Annotated in this window: 15 protein-coding genes; 8 read left to right on the top strand and 7 right to left on the bottom strand. The window is 42.0% G+C overall.

Going from position 1 to position 15,978, the window contains the following annotated elements; translation table 11 throughout:
• Positions 1 to 24: 24 nt before the first annotated feature.
• Complete coding sequence (locus tag MHI60_RS04110; protein ID WP_144485803.1) at positions 25 to 246, bottom strand: DUF2892 domain-containing protein; 222 nt, start codon at positions 244 to 246, stop codon at positions 25 to 27.
• A 124-nt stretch (positions 247 to 370) separates the two neighbouring features.
• On the opposite strand from MHI60_RS04110, the gene MHI60_RS04105 reads away from it, so the two are divergent.
• Positions 371 to 2,113: an adenine deaminase C-terminal domain-containing protein gene (locus tag MHI60_RS04105; RefSeq protein WP_144485801.1), complete on the top strand. Its 1,743-nt coding sequence runs from the start codon at positions 371 to 373 to the stop codon at positions 2,111 to 2,113.
• 560 nt (positions 2,114 to 2,673) lie between these two features.
• Entirely contained in the window at positions 2,674 to 2,988 is a 315-nt protein-coding gene (locus tag MHI60_RS04100) for a YerC/YecD family TrpR-related protein (protein WP_024424524.1), read from the top strand.
• A 219-nt stretch (positions 2,989 to 3,207) separates the two neighbouring features.
• Here MHI60_RS04100 and MHI60_RS04095 read toward each other — a convergent pair whose 3' ends face one another.
• The 3 genes from MHI60_RS04095 to MHI60_RS04085 form a co-directional block, all read right to left on the bottom strand.
• Positions 3,208 to 3,273: a hypothetical protein gene (locus MHI60_RS04095; protein ID WP_342502685.1), complete on the bottom strand. Its 66-nt coding sequence runs from the start codon at positions 3,271 to 3,273 to the stop codon at positions 3,208 to 3,210.
• A gap of 41 nt (positions 3,274 to 3,314) precedes the next feature.
• Positions 3,315 to 3,389, bottom strand: a complete 75-nt coding sequence (locus MHI60_RS04090) for a hypothetical protein (RefSeq protein ID WP_263640222.1) — start codon at positions 3,387 to 3,389, stop codon at positions 3,315 to 3,317.
• A gap of 113 nt (positions 3,390 to 3,502) precedes the next feature.
• Positions 3,503 to 5,083 (bottom strand): FMN-binding glutamate synthase family protein, encoded by a 1,581-nt coding sequence (locus MHI60_RS04085; RefSeq protein WP_144485799.1) that lies wholly within the window; start codon positions 5,081 to 5,083, stop codon positions 3,503 to 3,505.
• Between the two features lie 139 nt (positions 5,084 to 5,222).
• Between MHI60_RS04085 and MHI60_RS04080 the strand changes: the two genes are divergently transcribed.
• Entirely contained in the window at positions 5,223 to 5,453 is a 231-nt protein-coding gene (locus MHI60_RS04080; protein ID WP_024426686.1) for a hypothetical protein, read from the top strand.
• A gap of 24 nt (positions 5,454 to 5,477) precedes the next feature.
• Here MHI60_RS04080 and MHI60_RS04075 read toward each other — a convergent pair whose 3' ends face one another.
• Positions 5,478 to 5,843, bottom strand: coding sequence for a DUF2283 domain-containing protein (locus MHI60_RS04075; protein ID WP_144472552.1), 366 nt, complete (start codon positions 5,841 to 5,843; stop codon positions 5,478 to 5,480).
• Positions 5,844 to 6,116: 273 nt separating this feature from the next.
• Between MHI60_RS04075 and MHI60_RS04070 the strand changes: the two genes are divergently transcribed.
• The 5 genes from MHI60_RS04070 to MHI60_RS04050 all read left to right on the top strand — a co-directional run bounded on the left by MHI60_RS04070 (position 6,117) and on the right by MHI60_RS04050 (position 13,488).
• Positions 6,117 to 6,809 (top strand): heptaprenylglyceryl phosphate synthase, encoded by a 693-nt coding sequence (locus MHI60_RS04070; protein ID WP_048239995.1) that lies wholly within the window; start codon positions 6,117 to 6,119, stop codon positions 6,807 to 6,809.
• A gap of 57 nt (positions 6,810 to 6,866) precedes the next feature.
• Positions 6,867 to 9,089: a DNA helicase PcrA gene (pcrA, locus tag MHI60_RS04065; protein WP_144485797.1), complete on the top strand. Its 2,223-nt coding sequence runs from the start codon at positions 6,867 to 6,869 to the stop codon at positions 9,087 to 9,089.
• Positions 9,090 to 9,133: 44 nt separating this feature from the next.
• The gene (gene ligA, locus MHI60_RS04060; protein ID WP_048239993.1) at positions 9,134 to 11,140 is read left to right on the top strand and encodes an NAD-dependent DNA ligase LigA; all 2,007 of its coding nucleotides are present in this window, start codon (positions 9,134 to 9,136) and stop codon (positions 11,138 to 11,140) included.
• A gap of 42 nt (positions 11,141 to 11,182) precedes the next feature.
• Positions 11,183 to 12,352 carry a CamS family sex pheromone protein gene (locus MHI60_RS04055; protein ID WP_238409518.1) on the top strand — a complete coding sequence of 390 codons (1,170 nt, stop codon included), beginning with the start codon at positions 11,183 to 11,185 and terminating at the stop codon, positions 12,350 to 12,352.
• Between the two features lie 128 nt (positions 12,353 to 12,480).
• Complete coding sequence (locus MHI60_RS04050) at positions 12,481 to 13,488, top strand: phosphotransferase (RefSeq protein ID WP_144472548.1); 1,008 nt, start codon at positions 12,481 to 12,483, stop codon at positions 13,486 to 13,488.
• Positions 13,489 to 13,531: 43 nt separating this feature from the next.
• Here MHI60_RS04050 and MHI60_RS04045 read toward each other — a convergent pair whose 3' ends face one another.
• Both MHI60_RS04045 and putP read right to left on the bottom strand, forming a co-directional pair.
• The gene (locus MHI60_RS04045) at positions 13,532 to 14,230 is read right to left on the bottom strand and encodes an MgtC/SapB family protein (protein ID WP_169510856.1); all 699 of its coding nucleotides are present in this window, start codon (positions 14,228 to 14,230) and stop codon (positions 13,532 to 13,534) included.
• 160 nt (positions 14,231 to 14,390) lie between these two features.
• A complete protein-coding gene (gene putP / locus MHI60_RS04040) occupies positions 14,391 to 15,872 on the bottom strand; it encodes a sodium/proline symporter PutP (protein WP_144472547.1) in 1,482 nt (493 codons plus the stop codon).
• Between the last annotated feature and the right edge of the window lie 106 nt (positions 15,873 to 15,978).

Raw genomic sequence — 15,978 nt, 5'->3', positions numbered from 1 at the left:
ACGATCATAAAAAAGAAGGCTGCCTTACTCAGCCTTCTCTTTATGTGTGTGCTGCTGCTCACACATATATGTCACTGGACAAAAACGAAGAATGCCAGATCCCAGTTTCATACCGCCAAACATGATGCCCAAAAGCAGCATTTTACTCCATGGTTTTCTAGCATATAACGATCCAGCCACAGTACATATTGTCATTCCGCAGGCAATTCTAATGAGCGCTTCCATTAAGCCGAGATTAGGTTTCATTAAGGTGAATCTCCTTTTTTAAATTATTTTAAGTGTGATTTCAAGAAATTGTAACGTTTCATTAATGCGTAACGTGGTTCGTTATGTTACGATAGGGCTAATACAAATGAAGGAGAGTATGTGAATGTCCGAACGTACTTTTAATTGGAGAAACAATGACATCCGCACACAAATCGATGTAGTCGACTCAAAAATAGTTCCAACACTCCTTTTAACGAATGGACTCGTGCTTAACCCGTTTTTGAAACAATGGGTGAAGGCAAATATTTGGATACATGATGATCGAATTGTTTATGTCGGAGCAGAGCTTCCTCAAAATAAATCAGCTAAACGTGTGATTGATTGTGAAGGGAAATACATTGTGCCTGGGTATATAGAGCCTCACGCGCACCCGTTCCATATTTATAATCCCCAATCACTTGCAGAATATGTGTCTCAATTTGGCACAACAACAATGGTCAGCGATAACTTATTTCTTCTTTTGCAAAGCAATGAAAAGAAAGCGCTTTCCACTCTGTGTGAATTAAAAAAGCAGCCATTTCAGTATTTCTGGTGGTCCAGATACGATCTTCAAACGGAAGTCAGATATGAAGATGAGATGCTGCCAGTCAACTACCGGAAGGAATGGATTGATCATCCTGACGTCCTCCAAGGCGGCGAATTAACAAGCTGGCCAAGATTGATGGACGGTGATGATCTCATTCTATATTGCATGCAAGAAACAAAGAAGCAGAGAAAACGAATTGAAGGGCATTTCCCTGGAGCTTCTGAGAAAACGCTAACAAAAATGAAGCTGTTTGGCGCGGACAGTGATCATGAAGCGATGAATGCGGACGATGTGTTAAAACGCTTGTCCCTTGGCTATCATGTTTCATTGCGGCATTCTTCCATCCGCCCAGATTTAGTGAACATTTTAAGAGAACTGCATGAGCGTAATTTTAGACATTATGATCACTTTTTCTATACAACAGATGGTGCTGCCCCTCACTTTTATGAGGAAGGCATGATTAACCGTTTGATTTCAATTGCCCTTGAAGAAGGCGTGCCGATCATTGATGCGTATAATATGGCGACATTTAACATTGCAAAATACTATCAAATTGATGATTTACTAGGCGTTGTTGGCCCAGGCCGGCTGGCTTCTTTGAATATTTTAGATGATCCAATGAACCCAAATCCTGAAACGGTGATATCTAAAGGGGTTATTCTCAAATTAGATGGCGAGAACCAGCACCAATTCCAAGAAACAAAATGGGAAAATGGCGGGCTGGCTCCATTAGATTTAGGCTACGATCTCACGATGAGTGATTTGCAATTCTCTATGCCGCTAGGTGTCAAGATGAGAAATGCCGTTATTATGGAGCCTTATACAGTGGAAATTGATAACTCAATCAACCAGCTGTCATGTGACCATGATCAAAGCTTCTTTAGCCTGATTGACCGAAAAGGTGAGTGGCGTGTGAATACGATGCTAAAAGGGTTCGCAAATAAAGTGCAGGGCTTTGTCAGCTCATTTTCGCTCACGGGTGACATTTTAGTGATCGGGAAAAATAAAGAAGATATGATGCTGGCACATAAGCGGATGAAAGAAATTGGCGGGGGAATCGTACTCACAGAGAACGGGAAAATTTTGCACGAAATCCCGCTGCAATTATCAGGCTGTGCATCGGCTGAACCGTTTGAGACTGTTCTTCAGCAGGAACAAACATTACGCGAGCTGCTCATTGAGCGCGGCTATCCATTTGACTGCCCAATTGATACACTTGTCTTTTTCCAAAGTACACATTTGCCGTATATTCGAGTGACACCAAGAGGAATATTTGATGTCATGAAAAAAACTGTACTCTTTCCGTCTATAATGCGTTAAAATATAACAGAGTGGAGCTGTATCATCTTTGCCGCATTTCTGACTGCTGTTATAGGGCAGAAGTGAGCCGTGGTTCTCTTCACTGCCATGTAAGTGAAAATGATCTTATGTGGAGCTGTTGACAAAGCAGAGGGCTTTGACATGACGAAAGAAGTACTCTAATTGTAAAATGAATCTGTCGGTTACGCTGACCGGCCAACATATTTTGAATAATTGAGCAAGGCGGGGCGCATATTTGTGGTCTCGCCGAGCTTTCCGCAAAGCCTGTATATAAGGGTAGAAGACCTAACCAAGCAGAAGTCATCTTTATACCGAAAGCAAACAAGTTTGTCAGATTGTCATACAAGGAAAATGACAGAACTTGTCGAATTTGTTTACGATAAAGAAGCTTCGGCTTACGAAAGAACCTGACGGCAATTTCAGCGTAGAACCAAACCTGTCATGATCTGTTCAAAGCTCATTGCTGAGGTTTTAAAAAAATTAGTCAGGAAAGATACCGCTTTCTCAGAAGAAGATCGTGCGAAGCGGTGGGGCAATAGTAAAGGAGAAGATGTATTAAGATGCAAATTGATAAATTAAGGGGCAAAAGCTTAGATCAGTTATTCAACTCCATCTTATCCCTTAAAGACCTGGAAGAATGTTATCGATTCTTTGATGATTTATGTACCATCAATGAAATCCAATCTTTATCACAGCGTCTTGAAGTAGCGCGTATGCTTCGCGAGGGAAACACGTATCATAAAATTGAGACGGAAACAGGTGCAAGCACTGCAACTATCTCACGTGTCAAACGCTGCTTGAACTACGGCAACGATGCCTACACGATGGCACTTGACCGCGTAGCGGAACAGCAGGAAAATAACGAAACAAAATAAAGCAGCTTTCACTGTAAACAATCCTTTTCACGAAAAATGGACTTGTTTGCAGTTTTTTTATGAAAAGGCGTGCAGTGGCTGATAAAGTGTCCCTGTTTTTTTACTTTAGCTCGCCCATAAACCACTAGACATGATTTCTTTAAATCCTACTGTTTGCATGTCCTTTGAAACAAATAACCCCCATTCCCTTTGAAAGTCTTTTCCAACGGGGAGAGGCAGTCATTTCTGATCGTCATCATGTCTATCGAAAAAGTTTTGAAAATAGGCATCTCCTTTAAACACAATGATTTGTGAACCCCGAAATCCAGGGACATCTACTGCAACTACTACACGATATATGTTTCACCGTCATTCGGTTTTAGATCAATAAGATGTTCAGCTCTATTTAATAGGGTTTGAATGCATAATCGCTTTATCTTTTTCGAGCTCTCCGTTCAGTTACTTTTTTAAGTTCTTTATACGCGATTGAGCGAAAATGTCAATAAAAAAAGGCGCGTTTCCGCACCTTTTCGAGCTAGACAGACGGCTGTGTCCCTGAAAAAATAGGGATTTCACTTGTCTGACCATTTTCTTGTCTATAGACAATATGTTTCTCATTAAAATGAATGGGAGATTCAATTCCTGCGGCTGCTGATAAGTTAAACAAACCTTCTCTTAGAGAAAGGATATAATTGCAGACTCGATATTTCTTTTCTTCAATCGTTAAACCCTTTTGCAGCTTTGGATCAGTTGTGGCGACCCCAACTGGGCATTTATTCGTATGGCACACTTGTGCGCGAATACAGCCGACTGAAAACATGAGTCCCCGTGCGATATTGACAAAGTCAGCACCCATGGAAAGGGCAATCGCAATTTTATCAGGTGAGAGAAGTTTGCCAGAAGCAAAGAGTTTTACCTGATCTCTGACACCGTATTCTTTCAATATTTGATGAACCATTGGGAGTGCCGTGAAAATCGGCAGCCCTGCGGAATCTGCCAATTCATGAAAGGACGCACCAGTGCCGCCTTCTCCGCCATCTATTGTAATGAAATCAGGGTGTTTCCCGCTTTTTTTCATATAGCTGGCAAGCTCTTCAATATTTTCTTTATGTCCGACAACAAGTTTGATCCCAACTGGTTTTCCACCTATACTCCGCAGTTGTTCAATGAAATCAAACATGTCAGGAATGGAGTGGAACATCTCAAAGCGGTTTGGGCTGTCAATGGATTGGTGAGGCGGTAATTTACGGATATTCGCAATTTCTTCCGTCACTTTTTCGCCGTCAATATGACCGCCGCGTGTTTTTGCTCCTTGTGCCAGCTTGAGTTCAAAGGCTTTGACTTCCTCGTGTTCGCTTTTTTTCTTGAATTCTTCAAAGGAAAATGCGCCATCTTCTGTTCTGACGCCAAATAAACCAGGTCCAATCTGGCAAATGATATCTGCGCCGCCTTTGAGATGATAAGGAGAAAGCCCGCCTTCACCTGTGTTCATCCACGTCCCGCCGGCCATTTTTAATCCTGAGGATAGAGCTGTAATCGCCCTGTCGCCTAAGGAGCCGTAGCTCATGGCAGATTGACCGATCAATCCTTTCACATGGAAAGGATTTTGACATGTGTGTTCGCCAATGACTTGTACATCCTCTTGATGGAGAAAGTAAGGCTTTGCTTCGACTTCTTTGAAATGTTCACTTCTTCGCAGTAAATTGTCTTGATCAATCTGATATACTTTTGTTTTGATTTTTTCAGATTGATCGATTCGTAGTTCATTTCGCTGCTTTGGAAATAGGACGTTTCGAATGTAATAGCCTGGCTTGTCAAAATCACGTTTTGATCCAAAGCCCATCGTCCGGCTTTTGTACTTCCCAGACATGACCGCCTGCTCGTATTCTCTTCTTGAGAAGGGCAGCTCCTCTCGGTCATTCAGAAACAGATATTGGCGAAGCTCAGGTCCTATTTTTTCAAAAATAAACCGCAGCTTTCCAATGACCGGATAATTTCGCAGAACTGAATGTTCTTCTTGTTTTTCATCTCTCATCCAAATCCAGATTAGTAGAATGATTGGGATGATCAAACAAATGACTAGTAATGCGCTGATGATCATTAAGGTTGTGGTCATGAAGTTCCCCTCTTTTCTCTTTCATTGCTGTTGTTATTCCACTTTTTAATGAAAGAGAAACCACACCAGCATATTGTGACGTTTAGAAATGAAAAGGCGGGGTAACTTACAAATAAGATCATAAGGGGAGGGAACATACATGAATAAGCGTCCAAATGCGTATGTACTTGCAGGATTAGGGGTTGGAGGTGCTGTGTTATTAGCAGTAAAAAATAAACAGCATCTGAAAAAATGGGCAAGCATGTTCCGGTCAGATGAAAAGATTCCTGAAAAAGCCGGCCACCCAGATCCATTAGATATCCAAGACAACAAGATGGTCGACGAAGGGGCTATGACATCCGTCCATTATTTTAATGAAGCGAGACAATAATTTGAAAAAAACCGTTTTGAAAGATCAAAACGGTTTTTTTCTTGTGATGTTATAGCGAAGAGGATCGACAATGGTAAAACCGGTCAGCCCATTGTGATCAGATGTCGAGAATTGAAATTCAATGCCTGACAGATGATAAGTTGAGAGAATTTCCTGATCTGTCAAACGTAAAGAAAGTTCATCCTCATAAACCGGTACGTTCCGCAGCACTTCGGATTCTTCTGCAAATAACTCCAACCCAGCCACCCGGCCTTCTTGATCAATATCTACATTGACACATTCATTGACATCTAATTCAATGGTTTCTTTGATTTTCATATGCTCCGCTTGCGGGGTGATATAGATGTATCCGATGTCTAGATTTTGTTCATATGTAATCGTTCTTTTCAACTGAATCACCTCTGCTCAATAGATGGTTTTTAAATCTATAGTAAAATATTCCTTTATTGTATAATAACATGTGACAAAGTGCCAAAATATCAACCTCTTTCAGCTCCTCTTCGAGTGGATTTTTTATCTATTCTCCAGCAATTTTTTCTAAAGTCACAATCACCCATTTTCAAAAGAATGAAACTTTTAGCTAAAGGAGGTTACCCATTTTTTGCGGCCTTTGATTTTGTTATAATATTTAAATGGAATGAAACGAATGGAGGAACGTTTTTCATGTATGATGTTACCGAGTGGAAGCATGTCTTTAAACTCGATCCAAATAAAGAAATTTCCGATGAACAGCTAGAAGCGATTTGCGAATCTGGGACGGATGCCATATTGATTGGCGGCAGTGATCATGTGACAGAGGACAATGTGCTTCAATTGATGTCAAAGGTCCGCCGGTTTCTTGTACCATGTGTGCTCGAAATCTCCACACATGAGATGATTGTGCCTGGCTTTGATCTGTATTTCATCCCAACCGTCTTAAACAGCTCTCACCCTGACTGGATTGTTGGGCTCCATAAGGACGCGATGAAGGAATTCGGTGATTTGATGTCAATGGAAGAGATTGTGCCTGAAGGTTATGTGATCTTAAATGAAGATTGTAAAGCGGCAAAGCTTACAGAGGCAAATACAGCGCTGGATATCGATGACGTCAGGGCATATGCAAGAGTGGCAGAGCATTTGATGAAGCTGCCCATTTTTTATCTGGAATACAGCGGAACGCTTGGAGACATAGAGCTTGTCAAAGAAACAAAAGCAGTGCTTGATGAAACAGTTCTTTTTTATGGCGGCGGCATCGAGAACGCTAAGCAGGCAAAAGACTTCTCGCAGCATGCAGACGTCGTGGTTGTAGGAAACGTCATTTATGACAATTTCAAAGAAGCATTAAAGACAGTCGAAGCAGTCAAAAAGTCATCATAGTCAAATAAGACGAAACGGGTTAAAATAGAACATAAGTTCGAATTGGCGGTGAATGGAATGAATGAAATATCGAATCATCTATTAGAAGGGCTGAATGACGCGCAGAAAGAAGCAGTCAAAGCAACAGACGGTCCTTTATTGTTGATGGCAGGAGCAGGAAGCGGGAAGACACGGGTGCTCACACATCGAATTGCCTACTTAATGGCAGAAAAGCATGTGGCTCCGTGGAACATTTTAGCGATTACATTTACAAATAAAGCAGCACGTGAAATGCGTGAACGTGTCCAGGCTATTTTAGGGCCTGGCGCAGATGACATCTGGATCTCTACGTTCCACAGCATGTGTGTCCGTATTTTAAGACGCGATATTGACCGCATTGGTGTGAATCGCAACTTCTCTATTTTAGACACATCTGACCAGCTTTCAGTTATTAAAAACATTTTAAAAGAACGGAATATCGATCCTAAAAAGTTTGACCCACGCAGCATTTTAGGTTCCATCAGCAGTGCAAAAAACGAACTCATTGACGCAGAGGAATACGCCAAAACAGCTGGTGATTTCTATGATCAAGTGGTCAGCGATGTCTATACAGATTATCAAAAGCGTCTACTTAAAAATCAATCACTCGATTTTGATGATTTAATTATGATGACGATTCGATTGTTTGAGCGCATCCCCGAAGTGTTAGAGCACTATCAGCGGAAATTCCAATACATTCATGTGGATGAGTATCAGGATACGAACAGAGCACAGTACATGCTTGTGAAACTGCTCGCGCAGCGTTTTCAAAATATATGTGTTGTCGGTGACTCGGATCAGTCTATTTATCGCTGGCGCGGAGCGGATATTACAAACATTCTCTCCTTTGAAAAAGATTATCCATCCAGTGAAGTGATTCTGCTTGAGCAGAATTACAGATCGACGAAACGCATTTTGCATGCCGCAAATACGGTCATTCAAAACAATGCAAACCGGAAGCCGAAAAATCTTTGGACAGAAAATGATGAAGGGGCGAAGATTGCCTATTACCGCGCAGATAATGAATTTGGTGAAGGTCAATTTGTCGCTGGAAAGATTCATCAGCTCTATAAGAGTGGTAAGCGCAAATTATCTGATTTTGCGATCCTTTATCGGACCAATGCCCAATCTCGTGTCATAGAGGAAACATTATTGAAGTCAAACATTCAATACAACATTGTCGGCGGCACGAAGTTCTATGACAGAAAAGAGATCAAGGACATTTTGGCATACTTACGCCTAGTGGCAAACCCAGATGACGATATTAGTTTTGCACGAATTGTCAACGTACCAAAGCGCGGAATCGGTGCGACATCTGTTGATAAAATTGCAGCATATGCGGAGATGAATGACCTGTCTATGTTTGAAGCACTTGGTCAGGTGGATTTCATTGGACTCAGTGCAAGAGCGGCTAATGCGCTTGATGAGTTCAAACAGCTCGTTGATCAAATGACGAACATGCAGGATTATTTATCTGTCACTGAATTAACAGAAGAAATCCTAGAGAAAACAGGCTATCGTGAAGCGCTGAAGCTCGAAAAAACGATTGAAGCACAAAGCCGCTTAGAAAATATTGACGAGTTTCTATCCGTCACTAAGAACTTTGAAGAACAGAATGAGGACAAGTCACTTGTGACCTTCCTGACAGATCTCGCCCTCGTCGCAGACATTGATAAGCTGGATGAGAATGAAGAAGAAGATCAGGATGCCGTCATCTTAATGACTCTTCACGCCGCAAAAGGTCTAGAATTCCCTGTTGTTTTCTTAATGGGGATGGAGGAGGGTGTCTTCCCGCACAGTCGTTCACTAATGGAAGATGCAGAGATGGAAGAAGAGCGCCGCCTCGCTTATGTGGGCATCACACGGGCTGAAGAAGAGCTTTATTTATCAAGTGCAAAAATGAGAACACTTTTCGGCCGGACGAACATGAACCTTGAATCTAGATTCATTCGAGAAATACCAGCCGATTTATTGGACAACCTAAATGAGAAAAAAGAAACAAAAACATCGTTTGGACAAACAAGAGAACGACCGCAAAGACGGGGACCAGTCTCACGTCCGCAAACACAAACGATTCAAAACACAGGCGGTGGCAGTATTGGCTGGGCTGTGGGCGATAAAGCGGCCCATAAGAAATGGGGCGTTGGTACGGTTGTAAGTGTGAAAGGCAGCGGAGACAGCACAGAGCTTGATATTGCCTTCCCAAGCCCTACAGGCATTAAGCGTCTTCTCGCAGCATTTGCACCAATCGAGAAGCAATAAATTGATAGGACTGACAAAACGGATGAATTGAAAGGAAGAAGCAGATGGAAAAAGAAGCAGCGAAACGCCGGATCGAGGAACTGCACCAGATTTTGAATCAATACAACTACGAATATCATACACTTGATCGTCCAAGTGTTCCTGACGCTGAATATGATGCGCGGATGCGTGAGCTGATCTCTCTGGAGGAAGAGCACCCTGATTTAAAAGCAGCGGATTCTCCTTCACAAAGAGTAGGCGGCGCTGTTTTAGACGCCTTCCAAAAAGTGCGTCACGGCACACCAATGCTCAGCCTTGGGAATGCGTTTAATGAACAGGACCTTCTTGATTTTGACCGCCGGGTTCGTCAAGCAGTCGGTGACGATATCGCATACAATGTCGAGCTGAAGATTGATGGACTCGCTGTTTCTCTCCGTTATGAAAATGGCGTGTTTGTCCGAGGAGCTACACGCGGCGATGGAACAACGGGTGAGGATATTACTGAAAACCTCAAAACGATTCGTTCCATCCCGCTTAAAATCAAACGCCCTCTGTCGATTGAAGTGAGAGGCGAGGCATTTATGCCAAAACCTTCTTTTGAAGCATTAAATGAAAAAAGAATACAAAACGAAGAAGAGCCGTTTGCAAACCCGCGTAATGCGGCTGCAGGTTCACTTCGTCAACTTGATACGAAAATTGCAGCGAAACGAAACCTTGATATATTCGTCTACAGTATAGCGGAGCTTGATGAAATTGGTGTTGAAACGCAAAGCGCAGGACTTGATCTTCTCGACGAACTTGGCTTTAAAACAAACAAAGAAAGACGGATGTGCCAAACGATCGAAGAAGTCATCGACCTTATTGAAACATTAAAAGTAAAGCGTGCCGATTTTTCATATGAAATCGATGGAATTGTCATTAAAGTCGATTCACTCGCTCAGCAGGAAGAACTCGGCTTTACAGCAAAAAGCCCGCGCTGGGCGGTTGCGTACAAGTTTCCGGCTGAAGAGGTCGTAACGAAGCTGCTTGATATTGAACTTAGTGTCGGGCGAACAGGTGTGATTACACCAACAGCAATTCTTGAGCCTGTCAAAGTAGCAGGGACGACAGTGCAGCGTGCGTCTCTTCATAATGAAGATTTGATCAAAGAAAAGGATATTCGCTATTTTGATCAAGTGATTGTGAAAAAAGCCGGCGATATTATTCCTGAAGTCGCAGGTGTCCTTGTCGATCAGCGTACAGGCGAAGAAAAGCCGTTTCACATGCCAACTGAATGTCCAGAGTGTCATAGTGAGCTGGTGCGAATCGAAGGCGAAGTGGCCTTACGATGCATCAATCCAGAATGTCCTGCCCAAATACGCGAGGGGCTCATTCACTTCGTTTCCCGTAATGCAATGAATATTGATGGGCTTGGCGAACGGGTCATTACGCAGCTTTTCAAGGAACAGCTCGTTTCTCGTGTGTCCGACCTTTACCGATTAACGAAAGAAGAACTGATTCAGCTTGAACGAATGGGCGAAAAATCTGTCGACAATTTACTGCGTTCGATTGAGCAGTCGAAAGAAAACTCTCTTGAGCGTTTACTATTTGGACTCGGTATTCGATTTATTGGTTCAAAAGCGGCAAAGACCTTGGCGATGCATTTCGAAAACATCGATCAATTAAAGCAAGCAACGAAAGAACAATTACTTGAAGTCGACGAAATTGGTGAAAAAATGGCTGATGCCGTCGTCACGTACTTTGAGAAAGAAGAAATACTCGATCTGCTGAACGAACTAAAAGAACTTGGAGTCAATATGACCTACACAGGGCCAAAGCCGGTAAAAGCAGAAGAAAGTGATTCCTACTTTGCAGGAAAAACCATTGTGCTGACAGGGAAATTAGAAGAAATGGCTCGAAACGATGCAAAAGCAGCGATCGAAGCGTTAGGCGGCAAGCTGGCAGGTAGTGTGAGTAAAAAAACAGATCTAGTCATTGCCGGAGAAGCAGCGGGGAGTAAGCTGACAAAGGCAGAAGAACTCAATATTGAAATTTGGGACGAAGCTAAAATGCTCGAGGAGCTAAAGAAATAAGAGGAGTGTTTTCTATTGAAAAAGTTGTTATTGCTGCTGACAATGCTCACACTGGTATTGTCAGCGTGTGCACCTTTTGGGGGAAAGGAAGAGGAAGAGGTCACACAAAAAACGGATGAAACGAAGGAAACAAAGGAAACAGCCATCATCCCGATGTACAATATCTCAGACTCCTATTACAAAATGGTGCTGCCGTTTAAACAAGGAGCTGCGAGAGGTTTAACAGCGGAGCGTCTCAACACACGCTTGGACATTGATGAATTTGAAACAGGACTCATGCGCCTCGCAACAGAGTCATTTAATACGAACGACTATCTTTTCCAAGAAGGACAGCATTTAGATGAGGACACCGTTCTCAGCTGGCTGGCACGCAAAAAAACAGGCAGTGATCTGAAAAAGGCAGAAAAAGATGATAAAGACTTTAAGAATCTAGGCTTAAATCCTGCTCTTCCAAACTCAGGTTCAACAAAGTCTAAAAATGAAAATAGTCCAATTTACTTAGCTTCAATGCTAGAGCATAATTACTTAATTCGAAAAGACAAAAACAGCTTACAACTTGGCGGAGTTGTCATAGGTCTTGCGCTGAACTCTGTTTATTATTACCGTGAAAAGATCGGTGACCCGCAGCAAGAGGTGACCATCGATTCATCGAAAAATTCTAAGAAACTTTTGGCAGAGGGTGAAAAAATCGCTGAACAAGTGGTCAAACGAATTCGTCAAATGGACGGTCTGCAAAAAGTGCCTGTCATGATTGCCCTTTATAAGCAAGCACCAAAATCATCTATCGTTCCAGGTAACTTTATCGCCAAAACGGATGTGAAAGCAGGCTCTGCTGATATTGGAAATTGGGATACGATCAAAGAGGAGAATGTATTCTTCCCTTCAGATAATGCGAAAAGCAGCTACAAAGATGATTCAGAGCGATTTGACCGCTTCAAGACAAAGGTCGAAGACTACTTCCCGAATTACACTGGTGTTGTAGGAAAAGGTTTTTACAAGAACGGCAACCTGCAAAAAATGAAAATCGAAATTCCAATGCAGTTCTATGGAAAAACGGAAGTCGTAGCCTTCACACAATATTTAACCGGGGAAGTCATGGATTACTACAAGAGCACCAATATTGAAATCAACATCACATCTTCTGATCAACAAGAAGCCCTGATCACAAAAAATGCTGAAGACAAAGAACCAACTGTTCATATATATGACTAAATAAGAGGGATTTCCAAACCCTTGTCAAAATATTAGTAGAAACCAAGAAGAAAGGCAGGTATGTTGATGCTCGTATAATGCTGATTACCGTCAAGAACATTTAAAAAGACGATAAAAGGAGAATCAGCATGCATAAAGAAGTAAAAGCACGATACGATGAACAGAAAGTCTTAAAGAAAGCGGCTCATTTGTATGACTTTCAGCTTGACCAAGTCACATTTCTAGCCGATGCAGAAAATTATGTGTATGAATATCAGGCAATGAATGGGGAGAATTATATATTAAAAATCACCCATACCATTCGTCGTTCACCCACATATATTTTAGGAGAAATGGACTGGATTCGATTCCTGTCTCATCATGGTATTTCTGTAGCAAAGCCGATTTCATCAGCTAGAGGAAAAGACGTTGAAACCATTCCTGATCAAGCCGGAGGCGCATTTTTACTCCGTGTGTATGAAAAAGCACCGGGAAGAAAAGTGAATGAAGGAGATTGGAATGGGAAGCTGTTTGAAGCGTTAGGGTCCTATACAGGACGAATGCATCAAACAACAAAACGATATCAAGTAAAAGATCCTCGCTGTAAGCGTCAAGAGTGGTATGAAGAGGAGCAATTAAAGCTTGATCAATATATTCCTTCTGATCAAACGGTTGTATTGCGAAGAAAAGATGAACTGATGCAAAAGCTTCACCAGCTCCGAATTTCCAAAGATGTGTATGGGCTGGTGCATGCCGATTTGCATCACGGGAACTTTCATTATCATCAAGGAGAGATTATTGCATTTGATTTTGATGATATTGGATATCACTGGTTTATCAATGATATTAGTATTTTGCTATACAATGTTCTTTGGTATCCAGTGATTCCATATGATGATAAAGCTGAATTTACGGCAGAATTTATGAGTCATTTTCTAAAAGGCTATCGACAGGAGAATGAGCTTGATGACGCGTGGCTGGCAACAATCCCTGATTTCCTCATGCTGCGTCATATGCTTATTTATGGGCTTTTACATCAAGCATTTGATCTCCAAACATTGACTTCTGACGAAAAAGCCATGCTGTCATGTTTTCGAAAGGAAATTGAGCAAAACATACCAATTACTCCTTTTGACTTTCAACAGCTGGCCCGATAAAAGAAACCCCTTGCTGTGTCAAACAGCAAGGGGTTTTTTGTGACTATACCGTATCACACTTCACGCCAACGACGCCTTCTAGATCTTTAATATCAAAGTACACATCGGTTGTATAGCGGTCTTTATGCACACGTACACGTACTTCCATGATCGGATAGTCCTTTTCTTTTAAATCATCAATTCGTACAGAATGAATGCGGATATTGAGAGCTTTCATTTCTTTTAAAATATCGGTCATGCGGTTTCGGTCAGAAAGAGACATTCTGATGCGGATTTCTTTTTCCTGCAGGCGAATCGGTCCGATCCGCTGGAAGAGCCATGGTAGAAATTCGACACTAATCAGAATAAAGAAAAGACTGAGGAAGGCTTCTTTATAAAATCCTGCACCTGTTGCAACCCCAAGTCCTGCTGCTCCCCAGATCATCGCAGAAGTCGTGAGTCCTGAGATGACATCATTGCTTTTTCGAAGAATCACACCTGCTCCAATAAAACCAACACCAGATATAATTTGCGCCGGTAACCTGAGTGGGTCCATTTGAAGCTTAGAGACTCGAGGGAAATTGTAGGCTGCATCAATGCTGATGATGGTTAAGACGCAGGAGCTGACAGCAATGACAATACACGTTTTCAAGCCGAGGGGCTTTTTCTTCAGCTCTCGTTCAAGCCCGATAATCAGCCCGATTAAGGTGGCCACGGCTAATTTTAAGACTGTATCCCATTCAATTGTCCAAAACATGCGTATCGCTCCTTCACTTCATGTACGTTTCACAACATGTATATGATCTTCTCACAGCCCATATAGCTGCACAACTCTTATTTTATTCAGTTTCTGAAGAAAGAAAAGCTTTTTATTTTATTTAAAAAGAGAGTCATCCGCATAGGGCAGATGACTCTTCAATTCTTTATTTTGTTTCTTCTTCAAGATGATTTTCCATTTTGTTGAAAAGCTGTTTTGATGCTTTTGACGGCTTACTTGTCAATAAGCTCACAATAATGGCAGCTAATCCACTAAGCGTAAAGCCTGGAATCATTTCATAAATACCTGTGGCATGGTTGAGGCCTGTCGTAATCCATGTCAGAACCACAACCGCACCAACGATCATTCCAACTAGGGCACCATGATGATTCATTCGCTTCCAGTATAGGCAAAGTAAGATGACTGGACCGAATGAAGAACCAAATCCTGCCCATGCATAACCGACAAGGTCAAGAATGGTGTCACTTGGGTTAAGTGAAAGGCAGAGAGCAATCACAGCGACAACGAGTACAGACATCCGGCCAATCATGACGAGCTCTTTGTCTGATGCTGTTTTTCTAAAGAACGTTCTGTATAAATCCTCTGTCATCGCACTTGCTGTGACAAGCAGCTGAGACGAAATTGAACTCATAATCGCAGCTAAGATGGCAGAAAGTAAAAATCCAGTGATATATGGATGGAACAATACTTTAGAAAAGACGATAAAGATGGTTTCAGGGTCAGCAAGGTTCATACCCGTTTCATGAACATATGCAACACCAACTAAACCGACAGACAGTGAACCAATCACTGAAATAATCATCCAGCTCATTCCGATTCGGCGTGCTGGTTTTAGATCTTTTACAGACGTAATGGCCATAAAGCGCACGATAATATGCGGCTGTCCAAAGTAACCTAGTCCCCAAGCGAGGAAGGAAATAATGCCAATGACGCTCGTTCCTCTAAAAATATCAAGCAATTTAGGGTCAATCTGTTGAATATCTTGGATCGTAGCAACAGGTCCGCCTAATTGTGTAAAGGCAACGATCGGCACGAGCACTAATGCTAAAAACATGATAGCTCCTTGGACAAAGTCCGTTAAGCTCACTGCCAAAAATCCGCCGAACAATGTATACAAAATGACAATACTTGACGTCAAAATCAGTCCAAACGTGTAATTTGCACCGAATGCTGACTCAAATAAACGTCCGCCTGATACCATCCCAGACGATGTATACAGCGTAAAGAAAATTAAAATGATGACGGCTGACACAGCTTTTAATAAAGCAGATGATCCTTTGAATCGTTTATCAAAGAAATCGGGAATCGTAATCGCATCATCCGCAATTTCTGTATAAGAACGTAAACGAGGTGCAAGAATGAGGTAGTTCAAGTAAGCACCAACGATTAAACCAATCGCAAGCCAGGCTGTCGATAAACCTGTTTTATACATTTCACCTGGCACACCCATCAGCATCCACCCGCTCATGTCCGCAGCACCTGCTGAAAGGGCTGTAACGAATGGGCCAAGCCCGCGTCCGCCGAGCATATAATCATTTAAATCATGTGTTTTCCTAAATGCATACCAGCCAATGGCAAGCATTCCGATAAAATAAATAGATAAGGAAATTGTAACTTCAATACTCATTTTGTGTTCTCACCTTTTTCGTATTAATTTGACATCACCTCAATCAAAATATACAGAAGTGCGATGGCAGCTATTTTGCTTGACTGTCCCGCTCACTGCTATGGTT

The organism is Bacillus sp. FSL K6-3200, assembly GCF_038630485.1.
Lineage (GTDB): Bacteria > Bacillota > Bacilli > Bacillales > Bacillaceae > Bacillus > Bacillus safensis.
This window is presented reverse-complemented; position numbering and strand designations above follow the sequence as displayed.

What these genes read in the sequence shown, in the direction of transcription:
- MHI60_RS04105 (WP_144485801.1), top strand. Translation starts at nt 371, where the DNA reads ATGTCCGAACGTACTTTTAATTGGAGAAACAATGACATCCGCACACAA.
- MHI60_RS04100 (WP_024424524.1), top strand. Translation starts at nt 2,674, where the DNA reads ATGCAAATTGATAAATTAAGGGGCAAAAGCTTAGATCAGTTATTCAAC.
- MHI60_RS04080 (WP_024426686.1), top strand. Translation starts at nt 5,223, where the DNA reads ATGAATAAGCGTCCAAATGCGTATGTACTTGCAGGATTAGGGGTTGGA.
- MHI60_RS04050 (WP_144472548.1), top strand. Translation starts at nt 12,481, where the DNA reads ATGCATAAAGAAGTAAAAGCACGATACGATGAACAGAAAGTCTTAAAG.
- putP (WP_144472547.1), bottom strand. Translation starts at nt 15,872, where the DNA reads ATGAGTATTGAAGTTACAATTTCCTTATCTATTTATTTTATCGGAATG.
- MHI60_RS04055 (WP_238409518.1), top strand. Translation starts at nt 11,183, where the DNA reads ATGCTCACACTGGTATTGTCAGCGTGTGCACCTTTTGGGGGAAAGGAA.
- ligA (WP_048239993.1), top strand. Translation starts at nt 9,134, where the DNA reads ATGGAAAAAGAAGCAGCGAAACGCCGGATCGAGGAACTGCACCAGATT.
- MHI60_RS04085 (WP_144485799.1), bottom strand. Translation starts at nt 5,083, where the DNA reads ATGACCACAACCTTAATGATCATCAGCGCATTACTAGTCATTTGTTTG.
- pcrA (WP_144485797.1), top strand. Translation starts at nt 6,867, where the DNA reads ATGAATGAAATATCGAATCATCTATTAGAAGGGCTGAATGACGCGCAG.
- MHI60_RS04110 (WP_144485803.1), bottom strand. Translation starts at nt 246, where the DNA reads ATGAAACCTAATCTCGGCTTAATGGAAGCGCTCATTAGAATTGCCTGC.
- MHI60_RS04070 (WP_048239995.1), top strand. Translation starts at nt 6,117, where the DNA reads ATGTATGATGTTACCGAGTGGAAGCATGTCTTTAAACTCGATCCAAAT.